This window comes from Serratia sp. N21D137, from assembly GCF_047530005.1.
Taxonomy (GTDB): Bacteria; Pseudomonadota; Gammaproteobacteria; order Enterobacterales; family Enterobacteriaceae; genus Chania; species Chania fonticola_B.
Genome location: NZ_JBLJAJ010000002.1, coordinates 149,463 through 169,751, shown reverse-complemented (window position 1 = coordinate 169,751; position 20,289 = coordinate 149,463). Strand labels below are relative to the sequence as shown.

The 20,289-nt window shown below is 53.4% G+C and carries 21 protein-coding genes and 5 tRNA genes; 7 read left to right on the top strand and 19 right to left on the bottom strand.

From position 1 onward, the window contains the following. Positions 1 to 100 precede the first annotated feature (100 nt). The 6 genes from ACMV5H_RS02635 to gpmA all read left to right on the top strand — a co-directional run bounded on the left by ACMV5H_RS02635 (position 101) and on the right by gpmA (position 5,982). Positions 101 to 919, top strand: coding sequence for a lysostaphin resistance A-like protein (locus ACMV5H_RS02635; RefSeq protein ID WP_414821407.1), 819 nt, complete (start codon positions 101 to 103; stop codon positions 917 to 919). Between the two features lie 264 nt (positions 920 to 1,183). Then, positions 1,184 to 2,233 carry a galactose-1-phosphate uridylyltransferase gene (gene galT / locus ACMV5H_RS02630; protein WP_021180330.1) on the top strand — a complete coding sequence of 350 codons (1,050 nt, stop codon included), beginning with the start codon at positions 1,184 to 1,186 and terminating at the stop codon, positions 2,231 to 2,233. Next, positions 2,233 to 3,384: a galactokinase gene (gene galK / locus ACMV5H_RS02625; RefSeq protein WP_414821406.1), complete on the top strand. Its 1,152-nt coding sequence runs from the start codon at positions 2,233 to 2,235 to the stop codon at positions 3,382 to 3,384. The genes galT and galK overlap by 1 nt, the downstream gene beginning before the upstream one ends. Then, positions 3,378 to 4,421: a galactose-1-epimerase gene (gene galM / locus ACMV5H_RS02620; RefSeq protein ID WP_021805249.1), complete on the top strand. Its 1,044-nt coding sequence runs from the start codon at positions 3,378 to 3,380 to the stop codon at positions 4,419 to 4,421. The genes galK and galM overlap by 7 nt, the downstream gene beginning before the upstream one ends. A gap of 187 nt (positions 4,422 to 4,608) precedes the next feature. After that, the gene (locus tag ACMV5H_RS02615; RefSeq protein ID WP_024483131.1) at positions 4,609 to 4,947 is read left to right on the top strand and encodes a PsiF family protein; all 339 of its coding nucleotides are present in this window, start codon (positions 4,609 to 4,611) and stop codon (positions 4,945 to 4,947) included. Positions 4,948 to 5,229: 282 nt separating this feature from the next. Beyond that, positions 5,230 to 5,982, top strand: coding sequence for a 2,3-diphosphoglycerate-dependent phosphoglycerate mutase (gene gpmA / locus ACMV5H_RS02610; RefSeq protein WP_059200177.1), 753 nt, complete (start codon positions 5,230 to 5,232; stop codon positions 5,980 to 5,982). 52 nt (positions 5,983 to 6,034) lie between these two features. On the opposite strand, the gene ACMV5H_RS02605 is transcribed toward gpmA, so the two are convergent. The 3 genes from ACMV5H_RS02605 to aroG form a co-directional block, all read right to left on the bottom strand. Continuing rightward, positions 6,035 to 7,069, bottom strand: coding sequence for a M48 family metallopeptidase (locus ACMV5H_RS02605; protein WP_414821405.1), 1,035 nt, complete (start codon positions 7,067 to 7,069; stop codon positions 6,035 to 6,037). A gap of 10 nt (positions 7,070 to 7,079) precedes the next feature. Beyond that, positions 7,080 to 8,258: a YjgN family protein gene (locus tag ACMV5H_RS02600; RefSeq protein ID WP_414821404.1), complete on the bottom strand. Its 1,179-nt coding sequence runs from the start codon at positions 8,256 to 8,258 to the stop codon at positions 7,080 to 7,082. A gap of 344 nt (positions 8,259 to 8,602) precedes the next feature. Beyond that, positions 8,603 to 9,658: a 3-deoxy-7-phosphoheptulonate synthase AroG gene (gene aroG, locus ACMV5H_RS02595; RefSeq protein WP_021180323.1), complete on the bottom strand. Its 1,056-nt coding sequence runs from the start codon at positions 9,656 to 9,658 to the stop codon at positions 8,603 to 8,605. 209 nt (positions 9,659 to 9,867) lie between these two features. On the opposite strand from aroG, the gene zitB reads away from it, so the two are divergent. Then, complete coding sequence (zitB, locus tag ACMV5H_RS02590; protein ID WP_021805253.1) at positions 9,868 to 10,806, top strand: CDF family zinc transporter ZitB; 939 nt, start codon at positions 9,868 to 9,870, stop codon at positions 10,804 to 10,806. Between the two features lie 32 nt (positions 10,807 to 10,838). Here zitB and pnuC read toward each other — a convergent pair whose 3' ends face one another. From pnuC to cydX, 16 genes are all read right to left on the bottom strand, one after another. Continuing rightward, entirely contained in the window at positions 10,839 to 11,564 is a 726-nt protein-coding gene (gene pnuC / locus ACMV5H_RS02585) for a nicotinamide riboside transporter PnuC (protein ID WP_115158778.1), read from the bottom strand. Positions 11,565 to 11,594: 30 nt separating this feature from the next. Next, positions 11,595 to 12,656, bottom strand: coding sequence for a quinolinate synthase NadA (gene nadA, locus ACMV5H_RS02580; protein ID WP_115158777.1), 1,062 nt, complete (start codon positions 12,654 to 12,656; stop codon positions 11,595 to 11,597). 498 nt (positions 12,657 to 13,154) lie between these two features. Continuing rightward, positions 13,155 to 13,230: transfer RNA gene (locus tag ACMV5H_RS02575), tRNA-Lys, on the bottom strand. Positions 13,231 to 13,307: 77 nt separating this feature from the next. Continuing rightward, positions 13,308 to 13,383 (bottom strand) — tRNA-Lys (locus tag ACMV5H_RS02570). 166 nt (positions 13,384 to 13,549) lie between these two features. Continuing rightward, positions 13,550 to 13,625, bottom strand: a tRNA-Lys gene (locus ACMV5H_RS02565). Between the two features lie 7 nt (positions 13,626 to 13,632). Beyond that, positions 13,633 to 13,708 (bottom strand) — tRNA-Val (locus ACMV5H_RS02560). A gap of 153 nt (positions 13,709 to 13,861) precedes the next feature. Next, positions 13,862 to 13,937 (bottom strand) — tRNA-Lys (locus ACMV5H_RS02555). 193 nt (positions 13,938 to 14,130) lie between these two features. Next, positions 14,131 to 14,934, bottom strand: coding sequence for a cell division protein CpoB (gene cpoB, locus ACMV5H_RS02550; RefSeq protein ID WP_021805256.1), 804 nt, complete (start codon positions 14,932 to 14,934; stop codon positions 14,131 to 14,133). 9 nt (positions 14,935 to 14,943) lie between these two features. Further along, positions 14,944 to 15,453 (bottom strand): peptidoglycan-associated lipoprotein Pal, encoded by a 510-nt coding sequence (pal, locus tag ACMV5H_RS02545; protein ID WP_065686444.1) that lies wholly within the window; start codon positions 15,451 to 15,453, stop codon positions 14,944 to 14,946. A 47-nt stretch (positions 15,454 to 15,500) separates the two neighbouring features. Further along, positions 15,501 to 16,793 (bottom strand): Tol-Pal system beta propeller repeat protein TolB, encoded by a 1,293-nt coding sequence (tolB, locus tag ACMV5H_RS02540; RefSeq protein WP_115158776.1) that lies wholly within the window; start codon positions 16,791 to 16,793, stop codon positions 15,501 to 15,503. A 132-nt stretch (positions 16,794 to 16,925) separates the two neighbouring features. Further along, positions 16,926 to 18,134 (bottom strand): cell envelope integrity protein TolA, encoded by a 1,209-nt coding sequence (gene tolA, locus ACMV5H_RS02535; RefSeq protein WP_037375210.1) that lies wholly within the window; start codon positions 18,132 to 18,134, stop codon positions 16,926 to 16,928. Between the two features lie 78 nt (positions 18,135 to 18,212). Beyond that, positions 18,213 to 18,641 (bottom strand): colicin uptake protein TolR, encoded by a 429-nt coding sequence (gene tolR, locus ACMV5H_RS02530; protein ID WP_021805261.1) that lies wholly within the window; start codon positions 18,639 to 18,641, stop codon positions 18,213 to 18,215. Between the two features lie 16 nt (positions 18,642 to 18,657). Then, positions 18,658 to 19,341: a Tol-Pal system protein TolQ gene (tolQ, locus tag ACMV5H_RS02525; RefSeq protein WP_024483139.1), complete on the bottom strand. Its 684-nt coding sequence runs from the start codon at positions 19,339 to 19,341 to the stop codon at positions 18,658 to 18,660. Beyond that, on the bottom strand, positions 19,338 to 19,745 hold the full coding sequence (gene ybgC / locus ACMV5H_RS02520; RefSeq protein ID WP_021805263.1) for a tol-pal system-associated acyl-CoA thioesterase: 408 nt from the start codon (positions 19,743 to 19,745) through the stop codon (positions 19,338 to 19,340). The genes tolQ and ybgC overlap by 4 nt, the downstream gene beginning before the upstream one ends. A 133-nt stretch (positions 19,746 to 19,878) precedes the next feature. Next, the gene (ybgE, locus tag ACMV5H_RS02515) at positions 19,879 to 20,175 is read right to left on the bottom strand and encodes a cyd operon protein YbgE (protein ID WP_021805264.1); all 297 of its coding nucleotides are present in this window, start codon (positions 20,173 to 20,175) and stop codon (positions 19,879 to 19,881) included. Continuing rightward, a complete protein-coding gene (gene cydX / locus ACMV5H_RS02510) occupies positions 20,175 to 20,288 on the bottom strand; it encodes a cytochrome bd-I oxidase subunit CydX (RefSeq protein WP_021805265.1) in 114 nt (37 codons plus the stop codon). Before cydX ends, ybgE begins: the two co-directional genes overlap by 1 nt. Position 20,289: the final 1 nt, after the last annotated feature.

Here is a 20,289-nt window from a genome sequence, read left to right as displayed (position 1 = left end):
TGCTACTATCCCATTTAGTGCTCATTTATATTTAACCAGACATTAACACGCCGGATTTCCGGCATTGAGCGCCGTGTATCTATTTAAAGGGATAGCTATTATGTGGGGCGTACTTTCGGCTTCGTTGTTTTTTTTGCCATTTAACCGGCTGATTGCCTCAGTAGTATTGGCGGCGGCTGCTGCAATGGGGGTTTACCATCATGTCCTGACGCCCGTCGGGCTGGGCTATCTGGCGGTTATCGCCATTGCCATCTGGCTTCATCAACACTATCGCCAGCAGCGCAGCATCGCGCTAGCGCTGGAGGTATTTTTAGTCGCCTGCTCAATCGCTCTGTTTAATCACCTGATACCGGGCTTCAATAACCAATTGATGGTCGATCAGGTCAAAGTGGGCCCGATGAGCTCGCTGTATTCCATGTATTACAACTTCGATAAGGCACTGGTCCCCTTTCTGCTGTTAGCCTGCCTGCCAACGCTATTTAACGCGGGCAAGCCTGACAAACAAGTAGGCGTCAGCGCCTGGCTGATCCTGGTGCTCTGCATACCTGCGGTGCTGCTGTTGGCGGTGGCGCTCGGTGGGCTGAAAGTTGAGCTGCATCTACCCTCCTGGATCCTGGCCTTCATTATGGCCAACCTGTTTTTTGTTTCGATGGCCGAAGAAGCGCTGTTCCGTGGCTATTTGCAGCAGCGTCTGCGCCAGTGGCTGGGTGCCTATCCGGCACTGATTATCACCGCCCTGCTGTTTGGAGCCGCTCACTTTGCCGGTGGCATGTTGATGGTGGCATTTGCCACGCTGGCAGGGGTGATTTATGGCCTGGCCTGGATGTGGAGCGGCCGTCTGTGGGTGCCCATTCTCTTCCACTTTGGGCTAAATCTGGTCCATTTGCTGTTCTTTACCTACCCGGCTTACCAATATTAGTCCCCCTCCAGGCCGGCAGAGTTCTCTGCCGGCCTGTCCAGTGTAATCGCTACCACTTAACCCACCCTGCTGCCTTGCCTACCTCAACCGAATTAAAGCCTCAATCGATGTAAGCGATTCCATTTTTCGCGCTAGATCACCTTTTTCTCACCGCGGCCGTGCTATCTTCTAGCCATTATTTTCCAAAATGCACTCGGCTATAGTCGGTCACGCAGCAGGTGAAAGCGATTACAATTAGCCCCGTCGCTAGATAAAGGAAGCGCAATGCCTGATTTCAATCCTATCGATCATCCACATCGCCGTTTTAATCCCCTTACCGGGCAATGGGTGCTGGTATCTCCGCACCGGGCCAAACGCCCGTGGCAGGGCCAACAGGAATCCCCCGCTCAGGAAACACTGCCAGCACACGATCCCGACTGCTTCCTTTGCCCCGGCAACACGCGCGTAACCGGTGATAAAAACCCTGACTATCCAGGCACCTACGTGTTCACCAATGATTTTGCCGCCCTGATGCAAGATACCCCGCAGGCGCCGGAAAGTGACGATCCGCTGATGCGTTGCCAAAGCGCCCGTGGCACCAGCCGGGTGATCTGCTTCTCCCCCGATCACAGTAAAACGCTACCGCAGCTGACGCTACCCGCACTGGAACAGGTGATCGCCACCTGGCAGGAACAGACCGCCGATCTGGGGCGCAGCTACCCCTGGGTACAGGTGTTTGAAAATAAAGGGGCCGCGATGGGCTGTTCCAATCCTCACCCGCATGGTCAGGTATGGGCCAACAGCTTCTTGCCGAATGAAGCCGAACGAGAAGATCGCCTGCAACAGGAGTATTTCAGCCAGCATCAATCCGCCATGCTGGTGGACTATGCTCAACGCGAGCAGGCCGACGGCAGCCGTACGGTGGTGGAAACCGAGCACTGGTTGGCGGTTGTCCCTTACTGGGCAGCCTGGCCGTTTGAAACGCTGTTGCTGCCAAAAGCGCCGGTACAGCGCCTGACCGACCTTAGTGCAGCACAAAGCCGCGATCTGGCCATTGCGCTGAAGAAACTCACCAGCCGCTATGACAACCTGTTCCAATGCTCTTTCCCTTACTCCATGGGCTGGCACGGCGCGCCCTTCAACCAGGCCGATAACCGCCACTGGCAACTGCATGCCCACTTCTACCCGCCGTTACTGCGCAGCGCCACGGTGCGTAAATTTATGGTGGGCTATGAAATGCTGGCGGAAACCCAACGCGACCTCACCGCAGAACAAGCCGCTGAACGCCTGCGTGCGGTCAGTGATATCCATTACCGCGAAGCCGGAGTGAAATAATGAGTCTGAAGCAACTTACCCAAGCCCTGTTTACCGAACACTTTGGCTACGCACCCACCCTGACGATCCAGGCTCCGGGACGAGTCAATCTGATCGGCGAACACACCGATTACAACGACGGCTTCGTCCTGCCCTGCGCCATTGATTATCAAACCGTGATCAGCGGGGCTCCACGTAACGATCGCAAGATCCGCGTATTGGCCGCCGATTACGAGAACCAGCAGGATCAGTTTTCGCTGGATGAGCCTATCGTCAGCCACGCCAATCTGCGCTGGGCCGACTATGTGCGCGGCGTGGTGAAACACCTGCAGACCCGCGATGCCAATTTTGGCGGTGCCGATCTGGTGATCAGCGGCAACGTCCCGCAGGGCGCCGGGCTCAGCTCTTCCGCCTCACTGGAAGTGGCCGTCGGGCAGGTGTTGCAGGCGCTCTATCAATTGCCGTTGGACGGCGTAGCGCTGGCGCTGAATGGCCAGGAAGCGGAAAACCAGTTTGTCGGCTGCAACTGCGGCATTATGGATCAGCTGATTTCTGCGTTGGGCAAGAAAGATCACGCCCTGCTGATCGACTGCCGCTCTTTGGAAACTCGGGCGGTGCCAATGCCAGCCGATGTCGCCGTGGTGATCATCAACTCCAACGTCAAACGCGGCCTGGTCGACAGCGAATACAACACCCGCCGGCAACAGTGCGAAGCGGCGGCTCGCTTCTTCGGCGTCAAGGCGCTGCGCGACGTCAGCCCGGATCTGTTCTTCCCGATCCTGCACGAACTGGATCCGATCGTGGCCAAACGGGCGCGCCATGTGATCACCGAAAACGATCGCACCCTGGCCGCTGCCGATGCCTTGGCCGCTGGCAACCTGAAGCTGATGGGCAAACTGATGGCTGAATCACACGCGTCGATGCGTGATGATTTTGAAATTACCGTGCCCCCTATCGATACGCTGGTCGAGATTGTGAAAGAGGTCATTGGCGATCGTGGCGGTGTGCGTATGACCGGAGGGGGCTTTGGGGGGTGCATCGTGGCCTTGATGCCGCAGGATCTGGTAGAGTCGGTACGTACGGCGGTAGCCCGCGAATATCCACTGCGAACCAACGGCCTGCAAGAAACCTTCTACGTCTGCAAAGCTTCACAAGGATCCGGTCTATGCTGAGTGATAACTCCGCCGTTGCCCCAGACGGCCAGCCCTTTATTCTCACCACCCTGAAAAATGCCGCGGGAATGACGGTCACGTTGATGGATTGGGGCGCAACCTGGCTTTCCGCCTTGCTACCGTTGAAATCAGGGGAGCAACGTGAGCTGCTGCTGGGATGCCAAACCCCGCAGGACTATCTGCACCAGGGGGCCTATCTGGGGGCCACGGTCGGGCGCTATGCCAACCGTATTGCACATGCCAGCCTAAACATCGATGGCAAGCCACACCCGCTGATCGCTAATCAAGGGGAGCATCAACTGCACGGCGGGCCAAACGGCTTCCACGCTCGCCGCTGGCAGATAGTAAAGCAGGATGAGCAGCAGGTGGTTTATCAACTCCATTCGCCAGACGGTGACCAGGGCTTCCCTGGCAACCTCGACGTTACGCTGACTTATCGACTCACCGCCGAACACCGGCTGGAGATTGAGTATCAGGCACAGACCGATCGCGCCTGCCCGGTCAATCTGACCAACCATGCTTATTTCAATCTGGATGGCGCAGGCCACGACGCCCGACAACAGCGCTTGCAACTGTTCGCCGACCGTTATCTGCCCGTGGACGGCGATGGCATCCCCTGTGCCGAACTGACGGCGGTGGCAGGAACCGGGATGGATTTCCGCCAGCCGAAAACCCTGCAGCAAGATTTATTACGCGACCGCGATCAGCAACGGGTTAAGGGTTACGACCATGCTTACCTGTTACACGATACCTGCCACGGGTTGGCAAGCCCGGCGGCTCACCTGTGGTCTGCCGACGGCAAGGTCGCGATGACGGTGTTCACCACCGCGCCAGCGCTCCAGCTCTACAGCGGTAATTATTTGGGTGGCACACCGGCGCGCGACGGCGGTAGCTACCAGAATTACGCCGGCGTAGCGCTGGAAAGCGAGTTCCTACCGGACAGCCCGAACCACCCAGAATGGCCACAGCCGGACTGTTGGCTACTGCCTGGCCAGCGTTATCAGAGCGCAACGCACTATCAGCTTATTCCTATCTGAGCCGCCACGCCCCTTGTCATGCGGTAAGGGGCGTGATTGTTATAATTACTTACATTGCGTCTCCAGGCCGTTACCTTTCCTTATTGCCAACCCCGCACTAGAATCAGGCTACCGTGGTATGCACAAACCCGTGAGTGATATCACAATTTTCGGCCTGCTGGCCGTTCAATAGCTGAAGGAACACCTAATGCGTCTGATTACTGCACTTCCATTACTGGCAGGTTTATTGCTGAGCACCAACCTGATGGCTGCCGACACCGCAGCAAAAACGCCTTCTCCGGCGCAGGCTGCCCAGCAAAAACGCATGACCGATTGTAATCAACAGGCTACCACCCAATCGCTGAAAGGTTCTGACCGTACCACCTTCATGAGCACCTGCCTGAAGGCCGAAGGCCACCATACCGAGAAGGCCCTGACACCACAGCAGCAGAAGATGAAAGACTGTAATGCCGACGCCGCTAAAAAGAGCCTGAAAGGTGACGAGCGTAAAACCTTTATGAGTAGCTGCCTGAAAAAAACCGCCTGATACATTAACGCTGTGGCGCGGATGAATAGCTCTCGTTCGCGCCCTTCAACCAGCCTGAACGATTCAGCTTTTTCCTTTGCGCCCCTCTTACCTTGCGGCCAAAAATTGGCTATGGTTAACACTATGCCTAGTGGCAGTAAGGGTTAGACAATGTCGCACGTCGTACGAAACCCTCGACTTTTAGTGGATATATTCACGGGTATATCGATTGCCGAGTAAGCAGCAGCAGAATATAATGATATTCGTTATCATTAAACCTTCAGATTATTAAGGAGTTAAGCTATGGCTGTAACTAAGCTGGTTCTGGTGCGCCACGGCGAAAGCCAGTGGAACAACGAAAACCGCTTCACCGGTTGGTATGATGTCGATCTGTCCGACAAAGGCCGTACCGAAGCAAAAGCAGCGGGCAAGCTGTTGAAAGACGAAGGTTTCTCTTTCGATTTCGCTTACACCTCCGTACTGAAGCGTGCTATCCACACTCTGTGGAACATTCTGGATGAGTTGGACCAGGCCTGGTTGCCTACCGAAAAGTCCTGGAAGCTGAACGAACGCCATTACGGCGCGCTGCAGGGTCTGAACAAGGCTGAAACCGCAGAAAAATACGGTGACGAGCAGGTCAAACAATGGCGTCGCGGCTTCGCAGTCACACCGCCAGAGCTGACCAAAGAAGATGAGCGCTACCCGGGCCACGATCCGCGTTACTCAGCGCTGAGCGAAAAAGAATTGCCACTGACCGAAAGCCTGGCGTTGACCATCGATCGCGTTATCCCTTACTGGGACGAAGAGATCCTGCCACGCATCAAGAACGGTGAGCGCGTGATCGTCGCGGCTCACGGTAACTCCCTGCGTGCACTGGTGAAATATCTGGATAACCTGAGCGAAGACGAGATCCTCGAGCTGAATATCCCAACCGGCGTGCCGTTGGTGTATGAGTTCGATGAGAACTTCAAGCCAATCAAACGTTACTACCTGGGTAATGCCGATGAGATCGCAGCCAAAGCTGCGGCCGTCGCCAACCAAGGTAAAGCGAAGTAAGTTTTCGCCCCTGAAAAGCAACAAGCCCCCGGTGTTGAGCCGGGGGCTTTTTTTATTGCTCTTTGATCCTGGCTGCTTCGATAACCTGCAAACGCGCCTGCATCTCTGGATGGGTGCTTAACCACTCAGGCACCTCTAGTGCCACGCTTGACGTGCTTGCCGCCTGTTGCAATGCGCGGTAAAGATCTTCCATCGCTAATAACGAACGCCCCTGGCGCTGCATTTCCGCGATTGCCCAGTCGTCTGCCTCACGCTCCACGCTGCGGGAGAACTGCATTTCATGCATAAATGAGGCCGATTGCAGCAAAGTATCGCCGATGCCGCTGACATCGCCGGTCATCCACATAAACGTCAGGGCCACCAGGGATGAACGCACCACCATACGCATGGGATGACGGTACGCATGATGTCCCATTTCATGGAGCATCACCGCAGCCAGGCCGTCTTCATTGGCCGCCAACTTGGCAAGATCGTCGGTGATCACCAAAGTCCCGTCAGGTAACATGAACGCATTGGCAACCTCAGGCACCGCCAGCAATTTCAATTTGAGCGGAGTGCGCTCGTGCCGCATCTGCTCCGGCATCACCTGCAAGAATAGCTTCTGTATCGCCTGCTGTTTCTCGGCAGGCAATTGCGACGGCTTGAAGCCACTGGTTTGCAGGAAATCGAGCGTATGTTTACCCAGCTTCTGTTCCGCCGCGGTAGGAATGCGCATGGCGATTTCACTGCTCGCCCAAGGGAGAACCAGGAAAACATAGGCCAGGGTCAACAAAACGGTTAGCAACAACGTCAGCAACACGCCACGCTTATAACGCTCTAAGCGGTGCACCAACCCCGGTGAACGGCGTTGATAAAACCACTGGCGGAATGACGCATCATAGGCAGGTACAAATCGTCCACCGTCTGGGAAGGTCAAGGTCAGCGGAATGCGGCCCAATGAATCGGAAACGGAAATTTGCGCTAAAGAAAAATAGCGATGTTCACCATCATGTTGCAGCGTTACCCCATCACCCATATCGTTTAACAGCAGCCGGGCCGCCTGTTGGGCGGCCCGGCCAGGGCACTGGTAGTGTCCTTCAAGGATCATCAGTCTTTACTCAAAAACTGGTGCCCAGATCGAGCGCCTGTACGGCTTCTTCAGCGATAGCGGTATTGGCCGTATCGTGATGAGCCTGTACCGACAACAGCGACAGATCACCTTCAACCTGAGTTGACTCAGCAATATAGCGAGCATGGCGTACGTGTGCCACCGGAGCTGCAAGGCCCAATGAGAACACGGTGATCAGGCTGTTGGTGATCAACAGTCCCATATACGGCAGAGTCTGCATGGAAGAACGCAGTTTAACCTCACCTTGTAAGGTGGTTTGGTTAAACACGTAGTTACGCTGAGCGACAACCATATAACTGCTGGAAACCATCACACCTAGCAACAGCACCAACATCATCATGAACAGGCTACCAATATTATTTGCCATCTGAGCTTGTAACATTGCATCGGACATACCGCCAAACAGCGCCATTTGGAATAAGCTGACAAAGAACGAGCCAACCAAGACCAAGGCAATGACCAGGAATGGCAAGAAGATCAGCAGGCTGAACAGTGCAATCTTAATGAACTCTGCTTTCTTGAATTCGGCCACAAAGGGGGAAGTGCCAAAACGCAGGTTGTTCACATACAGATCATGTTGCAGGGTAGCCAGGATACCATTGATAGCGGCCAGCATCGGTACAAACAGGATGACCGTAATAGCGGCCAGCACAAGGATCGCAGTCGGGCTGCCCAGACTGCTGCCAATCAAACCCAATACGATCATAACCGCATACAGGCCAATCACTAGCAGTATCGGACAGAACAGTAATACCCAGTAGGCGCGCCCGGTCTGGCATAAGTAATTGAAGCGAACACCACGATAGCTAGACATAATAGCGTTATAACGCCAGCTACGGATGATAATCCAAGGGATCAACGCAAGGAGTGCCAGCATGGCAATCATGCCAAGCAATGGGCTGATAAATAAAAGAATATAGAACAGGATCACGGCGCCGATCACCAGCAGACGACCCTTGAGTATTTGCATTGGCTGCGCGTGGTAATCAAAGCGGTCGCCATTCAATTCGGTATTGCCATAAAAATAACGACGACGACGCACCGTTGCCCAGGCTGAGTATATTCCCAACGTAATAGCCGTCAGTAATATGTTAACCAGCCAGATTGAGAAATACTCCCCGCCCGTACCACGAAAATAAATTTGATGCCGAGAACTATTGTTTTCCATCAGCTATTCATCCTGAAATTAAAGTCATTAACCATCATGCCCTTATTTTTAGATTGGGTATTTTGGTTGTAAAAAACGCATCATCATAATCATACTACGCAGCAAGAGCAAATTGTGTGTGACTAGTAACAGTTGCGCGAGATGAAAACAGCGTTGGGACAAATAAGATTTTACCTGCAAATAAAAATTATGGCTGGTGACATTATCAGAAAAGGAGCAGCAGAACGAGGAATGCTCCACGAAATTAGTATAATTTCAGATTTTATTCTGGTGTTATTATTGCTAAAGGATACTCACCAGGTTTGGCCCCGCAGCAATGCTGCAGGGCTACAAACATGGATAGCTTATCGGCTACGGCGCGCCTTCACCGCTGCGGCCAGATCGCGCAGTACGGTTTCGGTATCTTCCCAGCCAATACAGGCATCGGTCACGCTTTTGCCGTAAACCAGCGGCTCGCCGCTTTCCAGGTTTTGATTTCCTTCCACCAGGTGACTTTCGATCATCACCCCGATAATAGCTTTTTCACCACCACGCAGCTGCTGGCAAACGTCCGCGTTCACCTCCAGCTGTTTTTTAAACTGCTTGCTGCTGTTGGCGTGGCTGAAGTCGATCATCACCTGTGCAGGCAGACCCGCTTTGGCCAGCCCCTCTTTCACTTCTTTCACATGGGCCGCGCTGTAGTTTGGCTCTTTGCCACCACGCAGAATAATGTGGCAGTCACCATTGCCGCTGGTGTTAACAATCGCGGAATGACCCCATTTGGTGACGGACAGGAAACAGTGCGGTGCGCCAGCGGCATTGATAGCATCGATCGCGACTTTGATGGTGCCGTCGGTGCCGTTTTTGAAGCCCACCGGGCAAGACAGGCCAGAGGCCAGTTCACGATGCACCTGAGATTCCGTGGTGCGTGCGCCGATCGCTCCCCAGCTCATCAAATCTGCCAGGTATTGCGGAGTGATCATATCCAGGAACTCGCCCGCAGCAGGCAAGCCGCCGTCATTGATATCCAACAGGAGCTTACGCGCCAGGCGCAGGCCTTCGTTAATCTGGAAGCTGTTATCCATTTGCGGATCGTTGATCAGCCCTTTCCAGCCAACGGTGGTACGTGGTTTTTCAAAATAGACGCGCATCACTACTTCCAGCTCACCGTTGAGCTCCTGGCGCAGGGTCATCAGGCGCGCGGCATACTCTTTCGCCGCTTTGGTATCGTGAATGGAACAAGGCCCAATCACCACCAACAGGCGATCGTCATTGCCACGCAGGATGTTGTGGATCGATTGGCGAGCCAGTGACACCGTCTCTGCTGCCTGAGCCGAAGCCGGAAACTTTTCCAACAGGGCCACCGGCGGCAGGAGTTCCTTGATTTCTTTAATGCGTAAGTCGTCGTTTTGGTAATTCATCACTTTTCCATTCGGTATCGGGTGTATCGCACAGCGCGTAGAGTAGATTTCACCAATCTAGCTTGTGAGGCTTGCGCTGTAAATCACCTTTAGATCCCATAATCACCATCGGCAAATATTCAGCTCTCTACCAGGGCAGCCTATAATGAGCTAAGTAACGGCCAAGATTGGACTTTGGCACCCGACAAACTTTGCAATAAGGATAAGTAATGACTGGAGCTTCCCATGTCCATCAACCTAAAGACGGCAACAGTAAGCGCCTACTAGCCGCATTTTTAGTCACCACCCTCTTCATGGTTGTTGAGGCCGTGGGCGGGTTGCTTTCTGGCTCACTGGCGCTGCTGGCAGACGCCGGGCATATGCTGACGGATTCCGCAGCCCTGCTCGTCGCCCTGATGGCGGTGCACTTCTCACAGCGCAAACCCAACGCCCGCCATACTTTTGGCTATCTGCGCCTAACCACATTGGCCGCCTTTATCAATGCTGCCGCATTACTGCTGATCGTCGTATTCATCCTGTGGGAGGCCGTACGGCGTTTCTTCGAACCACAGCCAGTGATGGGTACCCCAATGCTGGTGATCGCCGTAGCGGGTCTGCTGGCTAACCTGTTCGCCTTCTGGCTGCTGCACCGCGGCAATGAAGAGAAAAATATCAACGTGCGTGCCGCCGCCCTACATGTTCTTGGGGACCTGCTCGGCTCAGTCGGGGCGATCGCAGCAGCCATCATCATTCTGACTACCGGCTGGACCCCCATCGATCCGATACTCTCGGTCCTGGTTTCCTGCCTGGTATTGCGCAGCGCCTGGCGCCTGCTGAAGGAGAGTTTCCATGAACTGCTGGAGGGAACACCGCAGGAGGTAGATATCAATAAGCTGCAAAAGGATCTGTGCCTGAATATTCCGGAAGTCCGTAACATCCATCACGTGCATGTCTGGCAGATTGGCGAGCAAAAGCTGATGACGCTCCACGCCCAAGTGATCCCGCCACACGATCATGACGGGCTGTTACGCCGCATCCAGGCCTATTTGCTGGAGCATTACCAGATTGGCCATGCGACGATCCAGATGGAGTACCAGCATTGTGATACCCCTGACTGTGGTATTGCGAGTGACCACTCACACTCCAGCCATCTGGGGCATCATCATTAACATCCAGGGGCGCTGGTTACGCCCCTGACGTATCAAGGTGCTGAAGAAAGAGGTTGGGAGTGATTCTTCGCGGCGCTGCGTACCCATAGCCAGGAGCCATTGAGAGCAATCAGCGTCAAAATGACGTATTCCAGCGCCATGGCGTACACGCCCTGGTAAGCAAAGATCGCCACGCTGATCACATCAATCACTACCCACAGTAGCCAGTTTTCGACGTATTTGCGCGTCATCAGGATCATGGCGACGATAGACAGTACCATCATGGCTGAATCCCAGAACGGGAAAGCATCCGGTTGCAGTTCTGGCATCTGTACGTTAAGGCCCAGCCCCTGCATGACCGCCACCGCAATTTGCGTCAGATAGGCAAATACCCGGTCGATATTAAACGTCATCAACGCAATACCAACCACGCACACCGCCCCCCATGCCAATGCTTTAGGCAGCGGTAACCAACGGATCTGCAATTCGGCCTGATTATCCTGCGTCTGACGGCTCCAGGCGTACCAGCCGTAAATATTGGCCACGAAGAAAAACAGTTGCAGCAACAGGCTGGCGTACAGTTGGATCTGAAAAAAGATCACCGCAAACAGCGTGACGTTGATCAGGCCAAACAGATAGTTGATGATTTTCTCTTTGCTGGCATACCAGATACAGAGTAAACCAAACAGCGTGCCGATGGCCTCAATCCACGACAGGTCATAACCCCCTGCGCCAATCGGAATATGGACCAGAATGTTGCCGGTGCTGAAAAAGCTCATGTCTATTCCTTAAAAAACGTAAGCCTGGATTCAGGCGTTGCCTTTAACCTGCATTTTCAACTGCGCTGCAAAGTCCAGCATGCGGTTGAGCGGGATCAGCGCCTTGTCACGCAGTGCGCCATCAACAAAAATCTCATGCTGTGAGCCCCCTTGTTCCAGCCCTTCGGCAATAGCCTTCAGGCCGTTCATCGCCATCCACGGGCAGTGGGCACAGCTACGACAGGTGGCCCCCTCACCGGCAGTAGGAGCTTCAAACAGTTCTTTATCCGGACAAGCTTGCTGCATCTTGTAGAAGATACCGCGATCGGTGGCCACGATCAGTTGCCGGTTGGGCAAGGTTACCGCCGCCTGGATCAGTTGGCTGGTCGAACCGACGGCATCAGCCAGATCGACGATCGCCTGCGGTGACTCTGGATGCACCAGTATCGCAGCCTCCGGGTATAAGGCTTTCATACGTATCAGCGCCTGGGTTTTAAACTCGTCATGGACGATACAGGCCCCCTGCCAGCACAGCACGTCCGCCCCAGTCTGCTTCTGCACATAATTGCCCAGATGGCGATCCGGCGCCCAGATGATTTTCTCCCCCAGGCTATCGAGATGTTCAATCAGCTCAACGGCAATGCTGGAAGTAACCACCCAATCGGCACGCGCTTTGACGGCTGCTGAGGTATTGGCGTACACCACCACGGTCCGATCTGGATGGCTATCGCAGAACGCGGCGAACTCTGCCTCAGGACAACCGAGGTCCAGCGAGCACTCGGCATGCAGCGTTGGCATCAGCACCTGTTTTTCCGGGCTGAGGATTTTGGCCGTCTCCCCCATAAAACGCACGCCAGCAACCAGCAAAGTAGACGCAGGATGTTGGCTGCCGAAACGCGCCATCTCCAATGAATCAGCGACGCAACCGCCAGTCTCTTCGGCCAGCGCCTGGATCTCCGGATCGGTGTAGTAATGGGCTACCAGGACCGCATCACGCTGCTTGAGCAAGGTTTTGATCTTCTGCCGATAAAAAGCCTTCTCTGCGACGTCTAACGGCACCGGTTTCGGCGGGAATGGATATATCGCCGCATTGACATCAAACATTTCACTCATCGCTGTTATCTCTATGCTAGGTTGTGGGTCTGCTTTTTAGGCTGTATCTTGCCGCTTGCTCAACCGCCTCGTTTTATATACTAAACAAAATACCTAATTTTTGACTAAAAGTCGCTTAACATTTCTTGCCATGGGCAGATTTGTTTAATGGGCTGAAATTTTGGGTTGAAATGAGAAGCTTTGAGTTCAAAAGATAACGGCTTGGAGCGGTGATTTGTGGGTGAGTGGGTCTGGCAGGATGATCGGCTGCCGCCGTTGTCTTGCAAGCGAGACTCGAACCTGAACGCAGGATCTCACCCGCACGACTGGTGCGATATGACGTGCTGGAGTTTGAAGTTTAGTGCTTTGGAATTTTTAAGATGGTGGGTCTGGCAGGATGACCGGCTGCCGCCGTTGTCTCGCAAGCGAGACTCGAACCTGAGCGCAGGATCTCACCCGCACGACTGGTGCGATATGACGTGCTGGAGTTTGGATTTTAGTGCTTTGGAATTTTTAAGATGGTGGGTCGTGCAGGATTCGAACCTGCGACCAATTGATTAAAAGTCAACTGCTCTACCAACTGAGCTAACGACCCACTGATGTGGTTTACTGCTGAACCGCGTTAGCAACGAGAGGGACTCGACTGCAATTCTTTACCAATTCATCAAGAATTGGTGGGTCGTGCAGGATTCGAACCTGCGACCAATTGATTAAAAGTCAACTGCTCTACCAACTGAGCTAACGACCCACTGACGTGGTTTACTTCTTAATACAAGAGCAACGAGGAAGGACTCGACTGCACATAATGGTGGGCCTGGCAGGATTAGCGGCTTTTGCCGTTGTCTCGCTTCGCTCGGCTCGAACCTCTAACGATTCTTATCCTCACGATTTGACTCACAATTAAATCTTAAAAATGGTGGGTCGTGCAGGATTCGAACCTGCGACCAATTGATTAAAAGTCAACTGCTCTACCAACTGAGCTAACGACCCACTGTCGTGGTGGGTGATGACGGGCTCGAACCGCCGACCCCCTCCGTGTAAAGGAGATGCTCTACCAACTGAGCTAATCACCCACTGTCGTGGTTACTACTCCACTCTTTACCAATTCACTATGAATTGGTGGGTCGTGCAGGATTAGCGGCCATGCCGTGGTCTCCCTACGGTCGGCTCGAACCTTTGACGGTTCTCATCCTTCACGATTCCAGCTTTACCAACTCATTAAGAATTGGTGGGTCGTGCAGGATTCGAACCTGCGACCAATTGATTAAAAGTCAACTGCTCTACCAACTGAGCTAACGACCCACTATCGTGGTTTACTACTAATTTCCTTGCTGCTTTAACATCTTGCAAGTTGTCTTGGCAACGGCGGCATATATTACTAATTTATCTCAGCAGCGCAACCTAAATTTTGGCGCAATAGGTTCAACTGCTTGTTCTTCACGCGAATGAGCCCAGAATTCGGTCAAATCGACTAACTTCTGGGCTCGGTTTTTACTTACAAACTCGCTTCGCGTTTCTTGGCCTGCTTGGCCGCATCGCTGGTCGGGTACGATTTGATCACCTGCTGGTAAACGGCTTTGGCTTTATCAGCCTGCCCTTTTTCCTGCATGATCACCCCAACTTTATACATCGCGTCCGGCGCCTTGGGTGATTTTGGGTAACTCTTAACCACCACTGCATAATAGTATGCCGCGTCTTCCTTCTTACCCTTGTTGTAGTACAACTGGCCCAGCCAATAGTTGGCATTAGGCAGGTAAGTGGATTTCGGATACTGCTTTATGAAAGCCTGAAAAGCGGAGATCGCCTGGTCATACTGCTTTTTTTCCAGCGCCAGTGAAACAGCGGCGTTGTAGTCGCTGTTTTCATCGCCCGTACTAGCCGCAGCGGCTGTCGCACCCGCAGGGGCGCTGCCAGCGCCGTCAGAGGACGCCGCGGCGGCTGTACCACCTGCGGCCCCCGCTGCTGCACCAGCGGAATTCTGTGCGCCCCCCTGGCTAAGGCTATCCATCTGTTGATAGATCTGTTTCTGGCGTTCAACCACCTGATTCAACTGATACTGACTTTCCTGGATCTGCCCACGGAGCGTATCGATATCGCGTTGGTTGTCAGAGAGTTGTTGCTGGAGTTGGTTTAAAAGCTGACCCTGAGCATTACTGATACGCTCAAGTGATGTGACACGGTCTTCGACCGAGCCGGACCCGACATTACTGATTGGCGCTTGGGCAGTAGCGGCCCATGGGACCGCTACGCCAACCAGTAACGCCAGACTCAACAGGTGACGTCTGAAGTTACTGTTCATGCGATTCTCTTAGTAAACCAGAACGGCACGACGGTTTTTAGCATAGGCTGCTTCGTCGTGGCCCAGTACTGCTGGTTTTTCTTTACCGTAAGAAACGATAGAGATTTGGTCAGCAGAAACGCCTTTGCCTTGCAGGTACATTTTAACTGCGTTAGCACGACGCTCACCCAGAGCGATGTTGTATTCTGGCGTGCCACGCTCATCCGTATGACCTTCAACAGTCACTTTGTAGGATGGGTTGTTACGCAGGAAAGCAGCATGCGCATCCAGCATCTGAGCGAACTCAGAGCTGACGTCATATTTGTCCAGGCCGAAGTAAACAATGTTGTTACGTTGCAGTTCTTGCATCTGCAGACGTGCTTGTTCTTCAGAAGACAGGTTGCTGCTGCCGTTTTCTGTACCAGTGCCAGCGCCCATACCGGATTGATCGTTATTAGCGCTTTTGTTAGAACTACAAGCTGCTACAGCCAGAACTGGCAGTGCCAGCAGAAGCCCTTTCAGCACTTTGTTCAGTTGCATTTCTTTGATCCTTTTATAGTTTTTGCCATACATATTTTAAACATGCATCACAGATACGGCGACCAGGCAGGGGATTTTACCTGTCCATCAGTTGCCGGAAGACGCGCTTTGAAGCGCCCATCAGTCGATACCAACTGCAGCACGGAGCCCATACCTTGCGTGGAGCTATAGATCACCATGGTGCCGTTTGGTGCGATACTAGGCGATTCATCCAGGAACGTGTCCGTTAATACTTGAACGGCTCCCGATCCGAGATCTTGTTTGGCGATATGCTGAGCTCCATTATTGGAGCTTACCATCACCAAGAATTTACCATCAGAACTCACAGTGGCGTTCTGATTCTGGGCACCTTCCCAGGTCAGACGTTGTGATGCACCACCATTGGCACTGATTTTATAAATTTGAGGACGCCCCCCCTGGTCAGAGGTAAAGGCCAGAGACTGGCTGTCCGGGAACCAGGAAGGTTCGGTATTATTGTTGCGGCCATCGGTAATCTGAGAGATCTGACCAGAAGCCAAATTCATCACATACAGGTTCATGCTACCGCTTTTAGACAAGGCGAAAGCCAAACGAGTACCGTCTGGAGAGAAGGAAGGTGCACCGTTGTGACGAGGGAACGAAGCTACCTGACGGATAGCACCATCAGACAGGTTCTGGATCACCAGCGCAGATTTGCCGCTCTCAAAGGTCACGTAGGCCAGTTTGCTGCCATCCGGCGACCAGGCCGGTGACATCAGTGGCTCTGGTGAACGATGCACTGGAACCTGGTTATAGCCGTCGTAATCCGATACGCGCAGTTCGTACGGGAATTTCCCGCCGTTGGTCTGCACCACGTAAGCGATGCGGGTACGGAATGCGCCCTTGATACCGGTCAGCTTCTCAAACACGCCATCGCTGGCGGTATGAGCCGCATAACGCAGCCACTGTTTGGTCACTTTAAACTGGTTTTGTGCCAATACGGTGCCAGGCGAACCTGAAGTATCGACCAGTTGGTAGGAAACCAGATAGCTGCCGTCGGCACCAGGCTGAACCTGGCCAACCACTACGGCATCGATGCCCAGCGCAGTCCAGGCCGCTGGCGTCACTTCAGACGCGGTGGTAGGTTGCTGCGGCATACGTGCCACATCAATCGGGTTGAATTTGCCACTGTTACGCAGATCTGCACCAACGATCTGGCCAACATCTTCCGGAGGCGTGCCTGGGCCCGCCCATTTAAATGGCACCACGCCAATCGGGCGAGCGGAGTCGACCCCTTGGGTGATTTCAATGCGAACTTCCGCATGCAGCACGGATGCCCACAGAACAATAAGACCTAACGCTACTCGAAATGCCTGCTTCATCTCATCTCCCTTATCCAGGCGGTATGCCTGCGATAATTTAGCAGAATTTTAACAAACCAACGCCAACAACACTACATATTCCCTGTTGGTTACCTTGGTACATCCATGCGTTTAACTCAGCTATAACAACAGTTATTGCGGCTTGAATTCAAGTATAGAACTCTTAAATTGCTGATAAACTGCATCACTTGGCGGTTTAGGAATACGCGCCTGTTTTGCAGCTGCAACAGCAGCCTGACACAAGGCAGGATCGCCCCCCACAGCCTCCACCTCATACATAAAGCCATCAGGTCTTAGCTTAATACGCAAATCGCAGGTTTTGCCCACATACAAACCAGCATCATAGAACTTGCTCTTGATAGCGGCCTGAATCTGACTCTTATAACCACTGATATCCGCTCCACTTGCCCCTGCAGTTTTGGCATTCCCCTCACCTTGCGCCTTGGCTGCGTCACCTTTAGCCTTGGCACCTCCACCTTTCGGCGCATTTTTGCCATCGGCCAAGCTACCGAATAAATCATCTACATCAGCAGACTGTTTAGCTGCTTCAGCTGCGGCCTTCTTCTTAGCATCTGCGGCTTTCTTGGCGGCAGCAGCCTTCTCGGCAGCGGCGGCTTTTTTAGCTTCCTCTGCTGCCGCTTTCTTCTCGGCGTCAGCAGCGGCTTTCTTCTCTGCGGCTTCAGCAGCCTTCTGTTCTGCGGCAGCGGCGGCTTCTTTCTTCGCCTCTTCCGCCTGCTTTTTAGCAGCGGCGGCAGCGGCAGCTTCTTTCTTGGCTTCCGCTTCGGCTTTCTTCTGTGCGTCTGCTTGCGCCTTGGCTATTTTATCCGCCTCGGCTTTGGCTTTCGCCGCAGCTTGCTCGGCTGCCTTCTGTTGTTCTTTGGCCTTCGCCGCAGCGGCTTCTGCTGCTTTCTGCTGCTCAGCGGCCTGTTGTTGCTGCTCGGCAGCTTTCTTCTGCTGTTCGGCCTGTGCCTTGGCGTCCTGCGCGGCTTTTTCCTGCGCGGCCAAACGCTCTTGTTCCAATTCTTTCAGGCGCTGCTGTTCCGCCGCCTGCTTCTGCTGCAGCTCTTCAGCCTGCTGCTCCGCCTTCTTCTGGCGCTGCTTTTCTGCACGCTGTGCATCGCTGCTCTGTTGCTGTTGGCGATTGTACTGCTCTACCACCGCCCCTGGATCGACCATCACGGCCCCGACCACGGAACCATCACCGCCGCCGCCTGCACTACTCATTTCAGTATTTTCGTACAGCGAACCCCAAATCAACAGGGCAATCAATAGAATGTGCAGAACCACCGATACAATCACGGAACGGTTCAGCTTATCATTTTGCTCAGTTGCCTTTACCAAAATAGAATCCCAAAAACTGCTGCTTAAACGGGGTTCCTGCGCCACAGGGCAGGAACCGGGTTGCCACTGACCTTACGGTTAGATTGGCTGGGTCATCAACCCTACGGAAGCGACACCCGCCTGATGCAGAATATTCAATGCCTTGATAATCTCATCGTACGGTACTTCCTTGGCCCCACCGATCAAAAACACCGTCTTCGGATTAGCTGCCAGACGCGACTTGGCTTCGGCCGCCACCTGCTCAGGCGGCAACAGCTCCATACGGTTGTGATCCACCACCAGGGTGTACTGACCTACGCCGGAAACTTCCAGGATCACCGGTGGATTATCGTCGCTGGATACCGTCTTGGAATCGGTGGCATCAGGCAAATCAACTTCAACGCTTTGGGTGATGATTGGCGCAGTTGCCATAAAGATCAGCAACAGCACCAACAAGACGTCCAGCAGCGGAACAATGTTGATTTCCGACTTCAGCTCACGCTTGTTACGACCACGAACTCTCGCCATGCTACCCTCCTACTTCTTATTTGCTGTCGCTGGAGAAGGCCTGACGATGCAGAATAGCGGTGAACTCTTCCATAAAGTTGTCGTAATTCTGCTCAAGCTTGTTAACGCGCTGATTTAGGCGGTTATAGGCCATAACGGCAGGGATCGCGGCAAACAGACCGATGGCCGTAGCGATCAACGCTTCGGCGATACCCGGTGCTACCATCTGCAAGGTGGCTTGTTTTACCGCACCCAAGGCGATAAAGGCGTGCATGATCCCCCACACGGTACCAAACAGGCCGATATACGGGCTGATGGAACCCACGGTGCCGAGGAAAGGAATATGGTTTTCCAGCGTTTCCAGCTCACGATTCATCGAAATACGCATCGCACGCGTTGCGCCTTCGATCACCGACTCCGGCGCATGGCTGTTAGCGCGGTGCAAACGGGCAAACTCTTTAAAACCGGAATGGAAAATCTGCTCTGAGCCAGTCAGGCTATCGCGACGTGCCTGGCTTTCCTGATACAGACGGGAAAGCTCGATACCAGACCAGAATTTGTCTTCGAAGGCTTCGGCGTCGCGAGTGGCCGCATTGAGGATGCGGGTACGCTGGATGATAATCGCCCAAGAGGCCACTGAAAAGCATATCAAAATCAGCATGATAAACTTGACCAGCAGGCTCGCCTTCAAGAATAGATCTAGGATGTTCATGTCAGTCACTGCTTAAACTCCGCGACAATAGACTTAGGAAGCGCTATCGGCTTCATTTGGTGTGGATCAATGCATGCAATCAATACATCGGCCTGACTCAAGAGAGTACCGTCAGAATTAACAATGCGTTGAGCAAACGTAAGAGAAGCCCCGCGTATTGAGGTGATTTTGCTCTGCACTTCCAGCAGATCGTCAAGACGAGCTGGTGACAGATAATCCACCGTCATACGCCGGACAGCGAAAGCGACATGTTCTTCACTGAGCAGCTGCTGTTGATGAAAGTTATGTTGACGCAGCATCTCGGTGCGCGCTCTTTCATAAAAAGCGACGTAACGGGCATGGTAGACCACACCACCGGCATCGGTGTCTTCAAAGTAAACACGAACCGGCCATCGAAACAACTTATTACTCACGAGACTTCCAAACCAAGGCAATTGAACGATTGCTACTATACGCAAGACGGATCGGGTTGGGAATGGGTTACTGAATGGGAATGAAAATAATTATGGGCCTGAATGGCCCATAACCGGGGGGATGCGTAATAGATTATAAAGAAACGTAAAGTAATCCTGCGGCCAGGATCACAATTGCAGGTAATGGCGCGAAAAATGCACGCCAAAACGTGCTCTGTGATCGGAAGCCGACACCGTGAACAATGCCTGCACATACTGCCCAGATCAGCAAGATACCCTGCCAAATCTCTAATGAGCTGGTACGTGCTGCAAAGCGGCTAGGATCCCAAAAGATACATCCCGCCAAAATCACCGCCAGCACCAATGAAAGGGCCCGAACCGGGCCCTTGTCGGTGATAGCGTACAGCTTATCCACCAGTGACGAACTCATCACTTACCGTCTTGCTGCGCTTTTGAATCTTCACTGTGCTCAAGCGCCAGCGCCGTGATGATACCGAAGGCACAGGCAAGAAGCGTTCCGAGGATCCAGGCAAAATACCACATG